This is a genomic window from Vibrio sp. 10N.239.311.G01, from assembly GCF_041465805.1.
Taxonomy (GTDB): Bacteria; Pseudomonadota; Gammaproteobacteria; order Enterobacterales; family Vibrionaceae; genus Vibrio; species Vibrio crassostreae_C.
This window is the reverse complement of sequence record NZ_JBFSRM010000031.1, coordinates 38,506-53,626: the sequence shown is the minus strand read 5'-3', so window position 1 is coordinate 53,626 and position 15,121 is coordinate 38,506. Positions and strand designations below refer to the sequence as shown.

General features: G+C 45.6%; 18 protein-coding genes. 5 read left to right on the top strand and 13 right to left on the bottom strand.

The features are described from left to right. A partial coding sequence (locus tag AB6D06_RS19815) for a hypothetical protein (RefSeq protein WP_210439060.1) occupies positions 1 to 207 on the top strand: 207 nt, incomplete at its 5' end. Here AB6D06_RS19815 and fusA read toward each other — a convergent pair. The 8 genes from fusA to fkpA form a co-directional block, all read right to left on the bottom strand. After that, complete coding sequence (fusA, locus tag AB6D06_RS19810) at positions 204 to 2,300, bottom strand: elongation factor G (protein WP_017061101.1); 2,097 nt, start codon at positions 2,298 to 2,300, stop codon at positions 204 to 206. The genes AB6D06_RS19815 and fusA overlap by 4 nt on opposite strands. A 166-nt stretch (positions 2,301 to 2,466) precedes the next feature. After that, a complete protein-coding gene (gene rpsG, locus AB6D06_RS19805; protein WP_010435163.1) occupies positions 2,467 to 2,937 on the bottom strand; it encodes a 30S ribosomal protein S7 in 471 nt (156 codons plus the stop codon). Positions 2,938 to 3,044: 107 nt separating this feature from the next. Continuing rightward, positions 3,045 to 3,419 carry a 30S ribosomal protein S12 gene (gene rpsL, locus AB6D06_RS19800; RefSeq protein WP_004737194.1) on the bottom strand — a complete coding sequence of 125 codons (375 nt, stop codon included), beginning with the start codon at positions 3,417 to 3,419 and terminating at the stop codon, positions 3,045 to 3,047. 182 nt (positions 3,420 to 3,601) lie between these two features. Next, positions 3,602 to 3,877: a sulfurtransferase complex subunit TusB gene (tusB, locus tag AB6D06_RS19795; RefSeq protein WP_017063711.1), complete on the bottom strand. Its 276-nt coding sequence runs from the start codon at positions 3,875 to 3,877 to the stop codon at positions 3,602 to 3,604. A gap of 8 nt (positions 3,878 to 3,885) precedes the next feature. Beyond that, entirely contained in the window at positions 3,886 to 4,242 is a 357-nt protein-coding gene (gene tusC / locus AB6D06_RS19790; protein ID WP_372111522.1) for a sulfurtransferase complex subunit TusC, read from the bottom strand. Next, positions 4,239 to 4,628, bottom strand: a complete 390-nt coding sequence (gene tusD / locus AB6D06_RS19785; RefSeq protein ID WP_017063709.1) for a sulfurtransferase complex subunit TusD — start codon at positions 4,626 to 4,628, stop codon at positions 4,239 to 4,241. Before tusD ends, tusC begins: the two co-directional genes overlap by 4 nt. Next, the gene (locus AB6D06_RS19780; RefSeq protein WP_004729851.1) at positions 4,622 to 5,347 is read right to left on the bottom strand and encodes a transcriptional regulator; all 726 of its coding nucleotides are present in this window, start codon (positions 5,345 to 5,347) and stop codon (positions 4,622 to 4,624) included. Before AB6D06_RS19780 ends, tusD begins: the two co-directional genes overlap by 7 nt. Before the next feature lie 205 nt (positions 5,348 to 5,552). After that, positions 5,553 to 6,329: an FKBP-type peptidyl-prolyl cis-trans isomerase gene (gene fkpA, locus AB6D06_RS19775; RefSeq protein ID WP_017061105.1), complete on the bottom strand. Its 777-nt coding sequence runs from the start codon at positions 6,327 to 6,329 to the stop codon at positions 5,553 to 5,555. A 131-nt stretch (positions 6,330 to 6,460) separates the two neighbouring features. On the opposite strand from fkpA, the gene AB6D06_RS19770 reads away from it, so the two are divergent. Further along, positions 6,461 to 7,438: a WD40 repeat domain-containing protein gene (locus AB6D06_RS19770; RefSeq protein ID WP_017063707.1), complete on the top strand. Its 978-nt coding sequence runs from the start codon at positions 6,461 to 6,463 to the stop codon at positions 7,436 to 7,438. 5 nt (positions 7,439 to 7,443) lie between these two features. Continuing rightward, entirely contained in the window at positions 7,444 to 7,671 is a 228-nt protein-coding gene (locus AB6D06_RS19765) for a SlyX family protein (RefSeq protein WP_009848930.1), read from the top strand. A 180-nt stretch (positions 7,672 to 7,851) separates the two neighbouring features. Here AB6D06_RS19765 and AB6D06_RS19760 read toward each other — a convergent pair whose 3' ends face one another. The 5 genes from AB6D06_RS19760 to kefG form a co-directional block, all read right to left on the bottom strand. Further along, positions 7,852 to 8,817 carry an isoaspartyl peptidase/L-asparaginase family protein gene (locus tag AB6D06_RS19760; RefSeq protein ID WP_102428187.1) on the bottom strand — a complete coding sequence of 322 codons (966 nt, stop codon included), beginning with the start codon at positions 8,815 to 8,817 and terminating at the stop codon, positions 7,852 to 7,854. A 217-nt stretch (positions 8,818 to 9,034) separates the two neighbouring features. Further along, positions 9,035 to 9,625 carry a peptidylprolyl isomerase gene (gene slyD / locus AB6D06_RS19755; RefSeq protein WP_017061108.1) on the bottom strand — a complete coding sequence of 197 codons (591 nt, stop codon included), beginning with the start codon at positions 9,623 to 9,625 and terminating at the stop codon, positions 9,035 to 9,037. 94 nt (positions 9,626 to 9,719) lie between these two features. Then, entirely contained in the window at positions 9,720 to 9,920 is a 201-nt protein-coding gene (locus tag AB6D06_RS19750) for a YheV family putative zinc ribbon protein (RefSeq protein WP_029235422.1), read from the bottom strand. A gap of 156 nt (positions 9,921 to 10,076) precedes the next feature. Beyond that, complete coding sequence (gene kefB, locus AB6D06_RS19745; protein WP_017063703.1) at positions 10,077 to 11,873, bottom strand: glutathione-regulated potassium-efflux system protein KefB; 1,797 nt, start codon at positions 11,871 to 11,873, stop codon at positions 10,077 to 10,079. Then, on the bottom strand, positions 11,860 to 12,444 hold the full coding sequence (kefG, locus tag AB6D06_RS19740) for a glutathione-regulated potassium-efflux system ancillary protein KefG (RefSeq protein ID WP_372111518.1): 585 nt from the start codon (positions 12,442 to 12,444) through the stop codon (positions 11,860 to 11,862). Before kefG ends, kefB begins: the two co-directional genes overlap by 14 nt. 174 nt (positions 12,445 to 12,618) lie before the next feature. Between kefG and AB6D06_RS19735 the strand changes: the two genes are divergently transcribed. Both AB6D06_RS19735 and AB6D06_RS19730 read left to right on the top strand, forming a co-directional pair. Continuing rightward, on the top strand, positions 12,619 to 14,541 hold the full coding sequence (locus AB6D06_RS19735) for an ABC transporter ATP-binding protein (protein WP_372111515.1): 1,923 nt from the start codon (positions 12,619 to 12,621) through the stop codon (positions 14,539 to 14,541). After that, positions 14,538 to 15,008 carry a TIGR02444 family protein gene (locus AB6D06_RS19730; RefSeq protein WP_017061113.1) on the top strand — a complete coding sequence of 157 codons (471 nt, stop codon included), beginning with the start codon at positions 14,538 to 14,540 and terminating at the stop codon, positions 15,006 to 15,008. The genes AB6D06_RS19735 and AB6D06_RS19730 overlap by 4 nt, the downstream gene beginning before the upstream one ends. Positions 15,009 to 15,121 lie beyond the last annotated feature (113 nt).

The following is a 15,121-nucleotide window of genomic DNA, read 5'->3' as shown; positions in this document are numbered from 1 at the left end:
CCGATAGTACCAACGTTTACGTGCGGTTTCGTACGTTCAAATTTTTCTTTAGACACAATCGTGTTCCTTCCTAGTTATGATTCGCCACGTTCATTATTGAGCGAGACGCGCCAGAAATTGCTATTTTATGCGCCAACTCTCGTTAGCGCAATATTTGGACGCATTGTTCTTTCAAAAAATGAAAAAAAATGCCTTCCTTTTGTTTAACCACGCTCTGCAATGATTGCTTTTGCAACATTGTTAGGCACTTCAGCGTACTCACTAAACTCCATAGAGTAAGAAGCACGACCTTGTGTCGCAGAACGTAAATCAGTTGCGTAACCGAACATGACAGACAACGGAACTTGTGCACGAATTATCTTCAGGCCAGCTGTCCCCTCGTCCATACCTTCGATGATGCCGCGACGACGGTTAATATCGCCAACAACGTCACCCATCCAGTCTTCTGGAGTAGTTACTTCAACTTTCATCATAGGCTCAAGCAGAACCGGTTGCGCTTCAAGTGCACCCGTTCTGAAAGCCATAGAGGCAGCGATTGTAAACGCCATCTCACTTGAATCTGTTTCATGGTAAGAACCATCATATAGTGTAGCTTTGATATCCAAAACTGGATAGCCAGCAAGCACACCATTGTTCATCTGCTCTTCAACGCCTTTAGCAACTGAAGCGATAAACTCTTTCGGTACGATACCATTGGCAATTTCATCCACAAAGACAAAGCCTTCGCCAGCTTCTGATGGTTCTAGTTTCAGCCATACGTGACCGTACTGACCTTTACCACCATGTTCACGGATAAATTTACCTTCCGCTTTCGCTGTACCACGAATAGTCTCACGGTAAGCCACTTGCGGGTTACCAACGTTGCAGTTCACGCTAAATTCGCGCTTCATACGGTCAACGATGATATCTAAGTGTAGTTCACCCATACCAGAAATCAGAGTCTGGCCAGTTTCCGCATCCATATCAACGCGGAACGATGGGTCTTCCGCTGCTAGTTTACCTAGAGCGATAGTCATTTTATCTTGATCAGCTTGAGAGCTTGGCTCTACAACGATCTGAATAACTGGGTCTGGGAACTCCATGCGCTCAAGAACAATCTTATGGTTCTGGTCACAAAGGGTTTCACCAGTAGTCACATCTTTCAGGCCAATGATGGCTGCGATGTCACCTGCTCGTACTTCTTTTACTTCTTCTCGCTTGTTTGAGTGCATTTGAACAATGCGACCTAAGCGTTCACGTTGTTTCTTCACAGAGTTATAAGCTGTTTTACCGCTTTCAACAACACCAGAGTAAACACGGATGAAAGTTAAAGTACCAACGAATGGGTCTGTTGCAATCTTAAATGCTAGCGCTGAGAACGGTTCTTTGTCGTCTGCGTGACGCTCTGCTTCGTTCTCATCTTCATCGATACCTTTAATTGCAGGTACATCGACTGGAGAAGGAAGGAAATCAACAACTGCATCTAGAACAGCTTGTACACCTTTGTTTTTGAATGCACTACCACAAGTAGCAAGTACGATTTCATTATTAAGGGTACGAGTACGAAGACCTTGTTTGATTTCAGCTTCTGTTAGTTCACCTTCTTCAAGGTACTTATCCATCAGCTCTTCATTTGCTTCTGCAGCAGCTTCAACAAGTTCTGTACGATATTCTTCAGCCATTTCTTGCATGTCTGCAGGAATATCTTCGTACGTGAAAGTCATGCCTTGGTCAGCTTCATTCCAGTTAATTGCCTTCATCTTGATAAGATCGACAACGCCTTGGAAGTTTTCTTCAGCACCAATGTTCAGTTGAATTGGAACAGGAGTTGCGCCTAAGCGGTCCTTGATCTGTTCAACTACGCGCAAGAAGTCAGCGCCGGTACGGTCCATTTTATTAACGAAAACCATACGTGGAACTTGGTACTTATCAGCTTGACGCCATACTGTCTCTGACTGAGGTTCAACACCAGATGAGCCACAGAACACAACAACTGCACCATCAAGCACACGCAGAGAACGTTCTACTTCGATTGTGAAGTCAACGTGTCCAGGAGTGTCGATGATGTTAATACGGTGGTCCGAGAACTGAGCTTCCATACCACGCCAAAACGTAGTGGTTGCTGCTGAAGTGATCGTAATACCGCGCTCTTGCTCTTGCTCCATCCAGTCCATGGTTGCTGCACCATCGTGAACTTCGCCGATTTTGTGAGAAAGACCGGTATAGAACAGAATACGTTCACTTGTGGTTGTTTTACCTGCATCTACGTGAGCAACGATACCGATATTACGGTATTGCTCTATAGGAGTTTTACGAGCCACGGTTGAATCCTCTTATTAGAGACTTAGGGACTATTGCTATGTCTAGATTAGGCGTTAAAAGCGATGCTTCGCTAAAAATTGCTTGCCCTAGAAATAGCAATAGTTCCTAGCATAAGCATAGGAACTAAAGAAGTGCTGCAAGGAACCTTGCAGCACTAAAAAGGTATTACCAACGGTAATGTGCGAACGCTTTGTTTGCGTCAGCCATGCGGTGAACGTCTTCACGTTTCTTAACCGCAGTACCTTTGTTCTCAGACGCGTCTAGCATTTCAGCAGCTAGGCGTTGAGCCATAGATTTTTCACCACGCTTACGCGCAGCTTCAACTACCCAACGCATAGCAAGAGCGTTACGGCGAACCGGACGAACTTCTACAGGTACTTGGTAAGTTGAACCACCTACACGGCGAGATTTAACTTCTACCGCTGGGCGAACATTTTCAAGAGCTTCTTCAAATACAGCTAAGTGGTCTTTACCAGACTTCTCAGCCATTGAATCTAGTGCAGTGTAAACGATTTTTTCTGCAGTAGATTTCTTTCCGTCAACCATAAGGATGTTAACGAATTTTGCCAGCAATTCAGATTTGAACTTAGGATCTGGAAGGATCTTACGCTGACCTATTACGCGACGACGTGGCATGGATATTCTCCGTTGTCTTCTTCAGGTTTTTTCCAAAACTTTTCAGAATAATAAATAAAATAGTGTTTGGCCTTACTTAACGATTTCTTTTTAAAAAAGAGAATCAATTAAGACTTAGGACGTTTCACACCGTACTTAGAACGACCTTGTTTACGGTCGTTAACGCCAGCACAGTCAAGTGCGCCGCGAACAGTGTGGTAACGAACACCCGGAAGGTCTTTTACACGACCGCCACGGATTAGTACAACACTGTGCTCTTGTAGGTTGTGGCCTTCACCGCCGATGTACGAAGTTACTTCGAAACCGTTAGTTAGACGTACACGACATACTTTACGTAGTGCCGAGTTAGGTTTTTTAGGTGTAGTAGTGTAAACACGAGTACATACACCACGTTTTTGTGGGCACGCTTCTAGTGCAGGCACGTTGCTTTTAACAACTTGCTTTACACGAGGTTTGCGAACCAACTGGTTAATAGTTGCCATTAACTAGCTCCTGAAATTTACTTGAAAGTAAGCTTTGTGAAAAATCTATCCCTAATCACAAGTCGTAATTAGGGACGCAAAATTCTATTCAGCAGTGGGAGGTGTGTCAAGAAATATACAGATCTTTTTTAGCCGTCTAGAGCTCAGGATGGTCTACTTTTAACCAAACTGATAAAACACAGCTACCAAGTGACTGATTTGTCGTTCAAAACCGTCAGTTTAACGAAGCCATCGAAGTCAACTTGATCAATGGTACTTGAGACAAGTAGTTGTAAACCTCGGCTATCGAGATCTGGTTTTAACACCGACACCTGCTCTACTGCGCAGATTTGAGTGAATAACTCATGATTGGGAAGGCAAACATACACCGCATCTTCCACCAAAAGATACTGATCTTGTGGCTGAGAATAGGTCAATGCGAGTTTAAGTTTGTCGACTGATTTTACAATATGAAGCATAGCGTCCCCTAGAAAGTCAGTATCTGTTGGCACTGAGCTAACTTCTGCGTTAACTCGTCGGCTTCAACGGTGGTCACATCGATCAGCAGGTTGTCTGCTGAAAGACCAAACTGACTCAGACTACACTGACACACATACACCTGTTCGATGTCGTACAGGTCCATAAGTTTGAATGCAGAGATGTAGTCACGCGATAGTGTTTCGTCGGGCTGCTGCGCTTTGAGAAGCTGTGTCACGCCATCGCCAACAAAGAACACGGCAATGTCTTCACTATATGCGGACGCAGCAAGCAAGGCGTCTAACCCTTCTCTACCCGCAGCGGTCGTATGAGGGAAACTGTTAAATATAAAGGCTAACTTTCTCAAAACTGCACAACCCTATCTTGCGTTAGTAGCGCTTCCGATAAGCTCCCTAATCCGGCTTGAGTAAATCCAGTGGCTAGGTTAGAGGCACTTAGTTGATGTTGCTCTGCTTCTTCAGAGCTAATCACTCCGCGTCTTAGCGCAGCTGCCACACAGGTTTCAAGGCTAACATCGTGTTCATCAGCCAGCTTTTGCCAAGCAGAAGCTAAATCAAATTCATCGTTAGCCGGTACGGTAAGGTCTGAGCCGTTACTGACGCCATCTTGATAGAAGAACACACTGTGAAGTTTGTGGCCCTGTTTAATCAGAGCCACGGCAAACTGGTAGGCACTTCTTGCTGACTGTGAGCCATAGACTGGCCCATTCACTAGGAGTGTATAGCTTAGCAACCCTCTTCATCCTCTGTTTTACGTTGGCGGATGTATAGGTACACGGTGTGCTTAGAGATGTTCAGTCGCTCAGCAACGCGGTTGATCGCGTCTTTAATATCGAAAATACCTTTGTCGTACAGCTCCATCACGATCTGACGGTTCTTAGTATTGTTCGATACCGATTTGTCAGCGTTAATTTCTTCAATGGTGCGTTCAACCGTTTGGTCGACAAGTTCTTCAACGTCACTAGCGAAGTTAACCGATGATGCGGCTTCGTCTGCGTCTTGTGTAGGCATGAACGATTGCAGCACTTGTGAGAATGGCGCGTCTAGATTCACGTTAATACACAGTAGGCCAATCACTCGGTCTTCACCGTTGCGGATAGCAACCGTGATCGACTTCATCAACACTCCGCCTTTAGCGCGAGTGAAGTATGAACGTGAGAAGTTACGCTTAGAACCTTCAATATCTTTTAGCATCTTCAATGCAAGATCGGTGATCGGCGAGCCAACCTGACGACCTGTATTTTCGCCGTTGGCAATTTTAATCGCAGAAGTATTGAGGTCTTCTAAAGAGTGCAAAACGATTTCACAAAACGGACCAATAAGGCTCGCAATACCGTCAACAACGGCCTCATAAGATCTTAGAATGATTTTATCGTGTTCACTGAATGGCATAACGTGGACTGATTCCATTTCAAGTAACACATCTGCATTGACTGTTTCTGTAGTAGTCACTTATTCCTTACCTTCGTGTGAAAAATCAACAAATTTATGTAAGTTTATCAGAAAATTTTAATTGCACACCTAGCTAACATTGCAACTAGTGATTTAGAACAAGTTTAAAAATCAAATACTCATCTTCAAATCATAAAAAAAGCCTAACTCAAAGTTAGGCTTTTTATTCAATCAACGTATTTTAGTACGAGGCTTTTAACCGATATTACTGTGCAGGAGCTGCTTCAGCGTTATCGATGTTTAGTAGTTCTACTTCGAATACTAGCGTTGAGTTAGCAGGGATAGTCGGTGTGTCTTGCTCACCGTATGCTAGCTCTGGCGGGATAACGAACTTGTACTTAGAACCAACTTGCATCAGTTGTACGCCTTCAGTCCAGCCTGGGATTACGCGGTTTAGTGGGAATGTTGCTGGTTCGCCACGATCGTAAGAGCTGTCGAACTGAGTACCGTCTGTTAGCGTACCTTTGTAGTGTACTTGAACGGTATCAGTGTCTTTTGGAGAAGCGCCTTCACCAGCAGTCATTACTTGGTAAAGTAGACCAGATTCAGTTTGCTTAACGCCTTCAGTTTTAGCGAACTCAGCGCGGAAGTCATCACCGGCTTTCTTCACTTCTGCAGATTTTTCTGCCGCTTGTGCTTGCATCGTTTCAGCAACACGCTTGTCTAGAGCTTCAAGAGCTGCGCGAGTTTCTTCTTCGTTAAGTGCTGTTTTCTCTGCGAATACGTCTTCGATACCTTGAAGAACCATATCTTTGTCTAGGTTGATACCTAGCTCGCTTGGCTTATCAATGCTTGTGCTTAGGTAGTTAGCGAAAGATACACCGATTGCGTAAGCCGCTTTGTCATCTTCTGTTTTAAAGTTTACTGCTTCAACTTTAACTTCTTCTACCTGTGGAGCTTCTGCCTTTGGTTCTTCTTTCTGACAACCAACTGCTAGCATAACCGTTGCGGCAAGCAGTGATACTTTTAAAACTGATTTCATTGAATTCTCCAATTAATGGCCAAGCCATTGGTTATTGTGCACAAATCTAATGATTAGATTGGTGTGAATACGTTAGTTATAACAATATACTAGTCATATGTCTTTCGACACAAACCGGATTATTAGATGTGATGCGAATATTTTTCCACTCATTGCTATGTACAATTGTCATCACCTTGTTAAATGGTTGCTTTTTCTTCCAAGATGATGAGCAGCGTTGGGAAATTGAGCCCAATGGTGCCACCAGCTTTGCACTCAGCAGAGATGGACGCTTCGCCCTGCTCTACTCTCAGCAAAAGCAACTGCTCCTTTGGGACCTCGCCGAAGACCAAGAGTTGGCTCAGCTTGGTCCACAAGACCAGTTAGAAAACCAAGTATCGCGTATCCGTATCTCGGACAATGGCCGTTTTGCCATTACCGCTAGCCAGATGAACTTCGCCGTTTGGGACTTATCTTGGACTCAAGCACAAGGGCTCTGGTCTATCTCCGACGGCTTGATTCGCGATGTCGATATCTCTAGCAATGGTGAAAAAGTACTGCTTGGCCTTTCTAATGGAAAAGCCATCTATGTGGACTTAGTCACCGGACGCCGTCTGGAGTTCCTTGCTCACCGAGAAAAAGTGAATTCAGTCTCCCTCTCTTCTAATGGCCGCTACGCATTATCAGGCGGCAACGACTACAAAGCTTACCTTTGGGATACCGAGTCGGGCTTGGTGTTGCGCACCTTTGAGCATGAACAAAGAGTAGTACGAGTCGCGCTACAACGCGATGGTGAACTGGCTTTTACCTCTGATGGCGGCAATCAAGCGATGATTTGGGATCTTGAAACGGGCGAACCTCAAGCGCAATTGCAAAGCTGGTCTCGACAGTTGATTTTCTCGAGTGCGCGTTTTTCTGATGACGGCAGTATGTTGGTGACGGGCACACCATCCAGCCAAGTGAGTGTGTGGAATACTCAGGATGGCAAGCGAATTTCTCGCCACGATGCTGAGCCATTAAAAGATGCTCGCCCTCCTCGTGCGGTAGTGTATGATGCAGCCTTTGATGATAAGAACCGTGTGATATCGGGCACCTCTGCGGGCATTGCCCAAGCTTGGAATGTGGATTAAGAACGATGACAGAAAAGCGAGTTGAACAACTAGAAAGCCGCGTAAATGACCTAGAGTGTCAGCTAGCTTTCCAAGAACAGACCATTGAAGAACTCAATGAAGCGCTTAGCCAACAACAAATGTTAATCACGAGAATGCAAGATCAGATGAAGTTCGTGGTTGGCAAAGTAAAAAATATGGATGGCTCTAATCTAGCTGACGCATCAGAAGAGACGCCACCTCCACACTATTAAGTGCGGTTCAAAATAACCAATTAAATCTAACGACGCATATCGTTAGTTTCTCGTCCTCAATGTGTAAACACATTTCAGGACGGGACATAGAAAACTAAAAGGGCGACAGATACTTATCTGTCGCCCTTTTGTTTATTTCATCTCAGTGAATAAGCTAAAGCCAATTAAGCCGATACCAACTTAGTCGTCGGCATAAATCTTCACTTCAACACGACCTTGAGTATCAACGCTTGCACGATACATTCCTGAGCTGTTCATACCAAAATGTATATCGCCTTGGCCATCGATAGCGATCAAGCCACCTTCTCCACCCATGGTTTTCAATCCACCTTGAATGATCGTTTCACAAGCGGTGTGCACATCTTCTTTCAGATAACGCATTCGTGCTGCGACATCACTGGCGACCATTTTACGTAGGAAGAACTCACCCATCCCGGTTGTTGAGACGGCAACATTGCCATTTTCAGCGATGGTTCCTGCACCAATGATCGGAGAGTCACCCACACGACCGTATTTCTTATTGGTCACGCCACCGGTACTGGTTGCTGCCGCTAAGTTACCCGCTTGGTCTAATGCGACCGCACCAACCGTGCCGTACTTTTTATCGTCAGGGTATTTCTCAGCTTGCTGTTCATCATATTTCGCTTCAGACAGAGCAAAGATGCCTTTCTCTTTCATCGACTGAAGTTGGTCATAGCGGCGCTCAGTAAAGAAGTAGTCTTGCTCGGTAAAGGTGTAGTCATGCTCAAACGCAAACTTCTCGGCACCTTCACCAATCAGCAACACATGGTCGCTTTTCCGCATCACATCACGTGCAAGCTCAATTGGGTTTTTGATATGGCGAACGCCTGCAATAGCACCTGCATCCATTTCGCGGCCATGCATCACAGAAGCGTCCATCTCAACAAATTCATCATGCGTTAAAACAGAGCCCCTACCGGCATTAAAGTGCGGGCTGTCTTCCATCACCTTAACCGATGCCACTACTGCATCCAGAGCATCACCACCCGATTGCAATATTTGATAACCAGCCAAAACCGATTTTTCCAAAGCCTCGGTAATACCCGCTTTTAATTCATAGCTCATTTGCTCGCGCAAGATGGTTCCTGCACCACCATGAATGGCAATTGAAAAAGGCTGTGACATACAAACTCTCCACTGACGTCGTCTTATAATGTTGTGCTATCAATACCACATCCATGGTTCGATGTCTGATAACGAAAACCAAACTTTTACGAATGCTTAGATTTGCGGACACTTAGTTTGGTAGAGAAAAGCGAGGTCAAAAAGCGAGACTCCTAAACGCAAAAAGCCTCCACAAGGGAGGCTTTCAAGATTCTTAAACTAAACCGTTAATTCGGTATTAGTGAGAACCACAGCTACCGCCGCCGCAGCAGCCGTCTTTTTTCTCTTCACCGTGGTCATGGCCTTCGCCACCACAGCAACCGCCTTCGTGGTCATGATCGTGGTCGTGACCGCCACAGCCGCCTTCTTGGTGTACGTGACCGTGTTGAACTTCTTCTTCAGTCGCTTCACGAACCGCTACAACTTCAACGTCAAACGTTAGAGTTTGGCCAGCTAGCATGTGGTTACCATCAACAACAACTTCGTCGCCATCTACTTCAGTAACTTCAACTGGGATTGGACCTTGGTCAGTATCCGCTAGGAAACGCATGCCAACTTCGATTTGCTCAACACCTTGGAATACGTCAGCAGGAACACGTTGAACTAGTGCGTCGTTGTGTTCGCCGTATGCGTCTTCTGGAGTAACAGTTGCAGAGAACTTGTCGCCAGCTACTTTGCCTTCAAGCTCTTTTTCAAGACCTGTAATTAGGTTGTTGTGACCGTGAAGGTAATCTAGTGGAGCTTCTGCAGTTGATTGGTCAACTACTACGCCATCTTCAAGTTTCACTTGATATGCAACACTAACTACTACGTTCTTTTCAATTTTCATGAGAGCTCCAAGGAGGTTTGGACTAAGCTCGAACAGTTGAGCTTAGGAAAAATTCTGTACCGGGATATTATGGGGATCAATCAACGAAACTCAATCATTCTGGCTTAAAAATACCGATCATTTCTTGATTCGCGTGTTCAGATTTCTCTACAGTTTTCGGTTTACGCTGTTCTGTGAAGTCACAATCGACACATTCCACCAGCTCGATATTATTTTCAATCCACCAACGGAGTGTGTCTTGAGTGTTGCAACTTGGGCAGCTTGCCCCTGCGATAAAGCGTTTTTTCTGTTTCACGTTCATATCCTTTACTGCTCTGGATTCGCGGTTCTTCCCACTCACTTTATTGATAAGTTAAGCAGAGACCGCGTTTATTATTAGGTTAGTTCTATAGTCTGTTATTTCTATGCCCAAGCTCTATTTCTAAGCTCAAGCATGAGTTATCACTTCAAGCTACTGCCAATAGTTTCGAGATTGGTGATCGTTTTCCATCTCGTGTCCAAAGATCTCTTCAAGTTCTTTACGAGCCTCTTTCGCTCTTTGGGCTAACTCGGCATCTTCGTTATGCTGAGGCAGCAACTCTTTCAGCATACCATTATCCAACTTTCTAAAGTGTGCTTCTGCTCGCTTCGCTTTATATGGATGCATGCCAAGTTCAGTCAATGTTTGACGACCTAAATCCAATGCTCCAAGGAAGGTTTCACGCGAATAGTTACTCACACCGTGGTTAAGTAGTTGATACGCTTCAACACGGCTTCGTGCACGCGCCAAGATCTTTAAGCGTGGGAAGTGCTGCTTACATAAATCGACGGTTTTCATGATTTCATCTGGGGAGTCAGTACACAACACAATCGCCTCTGCTTTATCAGCACCGGCTGCGCGTAATAGCTCTAGGTGAGTCGAGTCTCCGTAAAACACCTTGTAGCCGAACTTTCTAAGGATGTGTATTTGGCTGGCATCACTTTCAAGGACAGTGATACGAATCTTGTTGGCATACATCAGACGACCAATGATCTGACCAAAACGACCAAAGCCCGCAATAATCACTCGAGGGCTGCGATCAACCACATCCGAAGACATCGCACTTTCACTGATTTGATTAAGCTGACGTGCAAAGAATCGGTCTTGCAGTTTAAGCATCAATGGCGTGGTCACCATAGAAAGGCTCACAACCACCAGTAAGAACGACACTTGTTCGCCACTTAAGATGCCTTGAGCACTCGCCGCAGTAAAAATAACGAAAGCGAACTCACCACCTTGGCTAAGGATCATCGCCATTCGGCTGCGTGCTTTAGCTTGAGTGCCGAAGATACGAGCCAGCGCATACAGCACCAAACCTTTCAATACGACTAGCGACGACACTGCAATAAGTATTGCGAATGGGCTTTCTGCCAGTAGACCTAAGTTTACCGCCATACCCACAGAGATAAAGAACAGACCAAGCAGTAAACCTTTGAATGGATCAATCGCGATCTCAAGCTCGTGTCGATATTCACTTTCAGCCAGAAGTACGCCCGCTAGGAAGGTACCTAATGCCATCGACAAGCCAATCCGTTGCATGATCACAGCAATACCAATCACAAGTAACAGCGCCGCGACGGTGAATAACTCACGCACACCACTCATCACTACGTATCGGAACAGTGGCCTCAACAAGAAGTGACCACCGACCAGTAGGCCAATCACGCCACCCAGCATCCACAGCATGTCAGCCCAGCTACCGCCGGTATTACCCGCAAGTAGAGGCAACATTGCTAGCATTGGAATAACAGCGATATCTTGGAAAAGCAGTACTGCAAAGCCCGACTGCCCTGCTTCTTTGCCGCCGAGCTCTCGCTCTTCAATAACACGCAAGGCAATCGCAGTCGAAGACAGCGCCAAACCCATACCTATCACGAGACTGGTTTGCCAGGTTAATCCAAATAGACAGGCGATGGCGGTAATAATTAGAGTGGTGATCAGCACTTGCGCGCCGCCCAACCCGAGAATGGGGGCTCGCATCTGCCACAGTTTTTTCGGGTTAAGCTCTAAACCAATCAGGAAGAGCAGCAGTACCACCCCGAATTCGGAGAAGTGCAGAATCGCCTCTACATCACTGATTAAGCCCAGCCCCCATGGGCCAATTGCCACACCTGCTAATAGGTAACCGAGGACTGAACCCAAACCAGCGCGCTGTGCGATAGGAACCGCAACCACAGCAGCCGCTAAAAATATAACGCTACTTTGTAGAAAATCATTAGTCAGAGCCATCATCTGCTCCTATATCTTGTAGCGGGTCTCGCAACCAATTTCGATACGCTTCGGCGTGTTGGTAAAGCGTCATATCCGAAACATTTCTCGCCCAGTGTAAAACTAAGGGGGATATCCAGTGCATCTGACACAAAGCAGCGGTTAGCTCGAATGGTTGCAAGATCTCTTGTAATGGATATTTATTATAGCCTGCGGCGCCAAACGCCTCTTCTTTACCACCAGTAGTAATAACGCTACGCCAGTGTTTGCCTTTAAGCGCACTCTGCTCACCGAATGCAAATCCTTTTCCTAACACACGATCAAACCACTCCTTCAATAACGAAGGACAGGAATACATAAACAGAGGATGCTGGAACACAATCACATCGTACTCTAGGAGTAAATCATGCTCATAAGGCACATCGATAAAGAAGTCTGGGTAGATGGCGTAGAGATCGTGAATTTTGACATGACCGAGCGACTCGACCTTTTTAACCATCATTTGATTAGCAATAGAGGTGTGCGGCTCTGGGTGTGCGTAGATTATTAACACCTTTGGCACGGCTTTGTCTGTCGAGGGAGTATTACTCATTCCTTTGAAACATTCCTTTGAGGGCTAAACGGTGGCAAGGCCACAAGAATTTAAGCAAAAGTTATTAATATGTTATTGGCATCATAACGCAAATTGCATTGTGATCGACTTTTATCTGGTTTCAGCCTACTATGCAGGCGTCTGTTCACCTCTAATTTCTATGCTATTTCAATTATGATTACTTTCTCTGATATTAAATTGCTACGCGGCGGTAAGCCACTCCTCGACCAAGCATCTGCGACTTTTCACCCTGGCGACAAGATCGGTTTGGTTGGTAAAAACGGCTGTGGTAAATCTACGCTATTCGCCTTAATTAAGGACGAACTGTCTATTGATGCGGGCTCATTCAGCAAACCTGCCCATTGGGAAATGGCTTGGGTTGCTCAAGAAACCCCTGCATTAGAAAGAACAGCAATTGAATACGTGATTGATGGTGACCGTGAATACCGCGGCCTTGAAGATCAACTAGAGAAAGCTGAACAAGCCGACAATGGCACATTGGTAGCAGAGATCCACGGCAAGATTGAAACCATTGGTGGTTACAGCATAAAGGCACGTGCTGCCGAGTTACTGGATGGCCTAGGCTTTAGCCAAGAACAAATGACATGGAACCTGACTCAATTCTCAGGTGGTTGGCGTATGCGTTTGAACCTAGCGCAAGCCCTACTGTGTCGCAGTGACCTACTGCTACTCGATGAGCCTACCAACCACTTGGATTTAGACGCAGTAATGTGGCTCGAGCGTTGGTTACAAAGCTACCCTGGCACGCTAGTGCTTATCTCGCACGATAGAGACTTCTTAGACCCTATCGTCAACCGCATCGTGCACGTTGAAAACCAACAGCTCAATGAGTACACGGGTAACTACTCATCGTTCGAAACCCAACGAGCGCAAAAACTGATTCTGCAACAAGCGATGTACCAAAAGCAGCAGAAACAGATGTCTCACATGCAGAGCTACATTGACCGTTTCCGTTACAAAGCTTCAAAGGCTCGCCAAGCGCAAAGCCGTATTAAAGCGCTAGAGAAAATGGAACAAGTACTACCTGCTCAGTTTGATAACCCATTCAGCTTTGAGTTTAGAGAGCCAGACGCACTACCAAACCCAATCATGATGATGGATGAGGTATCTGCGGGCTACGACGACAACCTAATTCTAGAAAAGATTCGCTTGAACCTAGTACCGGGCAGTCGTATTGGTTTGCTTGGTCGAAATGGTGCTGGTAAATCCACGCTGATTAAGTTGCTTTCAGGCGAACTGAAACAACAAGGCGGCGAACTGAGCTATTCGCAAGGCGTTAAGATTGGTTACTTTGCACAGCACCAATTGGAAACGCTGCACCCTGAAGAAACCCCGCTACAACACATGATGCAGATTGCGCCTAAACACACCGAACAACAACTGCGTGATTACCTAGGTAGCTTCGGTTTCCAAGGTGAAAAAGCGCTCGATAAAGTAGCACCTTTCTCCGGTGGTGAAAAAGCACGTTTAGTATTAGCGCTACTGGTATGGCAAAAACCAAACCTGTTGCTACTCGATGAACCAACCAACCACTTGGATCTCGACATGCGTCAAGCGCTGACTTTTGCCCTGCAGACGTTTGAAGGCGCAATGGTTATCGTATCGCACGACCGTTACCTATTGCGTGCAACTACCGATGATTTATACCTTGTACACGACCGCCAAGTAGCACCGTTTGATGGTGACTTAAGCGATTACTACAAGTGGCTAACCGAACAGCAGAAAGTTGAGCGCAAAGAAGCACAAGCATTGGCACCAGCAAAAGACGGTGCCAACAGTGCAGCAGCGAAAAAAGAGCAAAAACGTAAAGAAGCCGAGTTCCGTAAACTGACGGCACCACTGCGTAAAAAGCTGACTCAATTTGAAAAACAGATGGATAAATTAACTCAGGCTCTTGAAGAAGCCGAGCAAGAATTATCCGACACTTCACTGTATGAAGCTGAAAATAAGGCTAAACTGAATAAAGTACTCGCTCTCCAAGCGAGCAGTAAGTCACAGCTAGAAGAAGTTGAAATGGATTGGATGTCCACTCAAGAAGAGCTTGAGCAGATGGAACAGGATATGGATAGCTTATGAGCCCAGAGCACGCCCCAATATCACTAACACTGGAACGACTATGGCAATTTAGCCTTCAGTACTACAGTGTGCGCGGTGTAAAGGATGCGTGCCTAGCTTTGCAAAACCAGTTCCACGGCAACGTCAATCTACTGCTGCTTCTCAAATGGCTTGATGAGCAGCAATTGTCTTTTGCTGAAGAGGAGTGGCACAAGGTTCAACAGTGCTTGAGCCGCTCTGAAACCCTGCTTCATAGCTATCGAGAGCTACGTAAACATCTCAAAGCACACGTTGTCGACTCTCTATACCGTGAAGCGCTAAAGTTTGAGTTACAGCTTGAAAAGCAACAACAGTCCGATCTGGTCGACTGTATAAACTCCCTACAGCTGTACGCTAACCAGCAATCACCGCTCACTTTTCAGTACTGTCGTTTATTAGGGGCTGAAAACCTCTACGACGCTTTTTCTGAACCAGCACCACAGCCCTAGCTCATTCTCTTTCCCTTTTATTCAATCAAGATCCAAGCTTAACCTTGATATTATTCAAACGGTTACCCATAGCCTGTTTTTGTATCTCGTATAAGTGAAGCCTTGCGCTTATG

What these genes read in the sequence shown, in the direction of transcription:
- rpsG (WP_010435163.1), bottom strand. Translation starts at nt 2,937, where the DNA reads ATGCCACGTCGTCGCGTAATAGGTCAGCGTAAGATCCTTCCAGATCCT.
- rpsL (WP_004737194.1), bottom strand. Translation starts at nt 3,419, where the DNA reads ATGGCAACTATTAACCAGTTGGTTCGCAAACCTCGTGTAAAGCAAGTT.
- tusB (WP_017063711.1), bottom strand. Translation starts at nt 3,877, where the DNA reads ATGCTTCATATTGTAAAATCAGTCGACAAACTTAAACTCGCATTGACC.
- fkpA (WP_017061105.1), bottom strand. Translation starts at nt 6,329, where the DNA reads ATGAAATCAGTTTTAAAAGTATCACTGCTTGCCGCAACGGTTATGCTA.
- AB6D06_RS19770 (WP_017063707.1), top strand. Translation starts at nt 6,461, where the DNA reads ATGCGAATATTTTTCCACTCATTGCTATGTACAATTGTCATCACCTTG.
- AB6D06_RS19765 (WP_009848930.1), top strand. Translation starts at nt 7,444, where the DNA reads ATGACAGAAAAGCGAGTTGAACAACTAGAAAGCCGCGTAAATGACCTA.
- AB6D06_RS19760 (WP_102428187.1), bottom strand. Translation starts at nt 8,817, where the DNA reads ATGTCACAGCCTTTTTCAATTGCCATTCATGGTGGTGCAGGAACCATC.
- slyD (WP_017061108.1), bottom strand. Translation starts at nt 9,625, where the DNA reads ATGAAAATTGAAAAGAACGTAGTAGTTAGTGTTGCATATCAAGTGAAA.
- kefB (WP_017063703.1), bottom strand. Translation starts at nt 11,873, where the DNA reads ATGGCTCTGACTAATGATTTTCTACAAAGTAGCGTTATATTTTTAGCG.
- kefG (WP_372111518.1), bottom strand. Translation starts at nt 12,444, where the DNA reads ATGAGTAATACTCCCTCGACAGACAAAGCCGTGCCAAAGGTGTTAATA.
- AB6D06_RS19735 (WP_372111515.1), top strand. Translation starts at nt 12,619, where the DNA reads ATGATTACTTTCTCTGATATTAAATTGCTACGCGGCGGTAAGCCACTC.
- AB6D06_RS19730 (WP_017061113.1), top strand. Translation starts at nt 14,538, where the DNA reads ATGAGCCCAGAGCACGCCCCAATATCACTAACACTGGAACGACTATGG.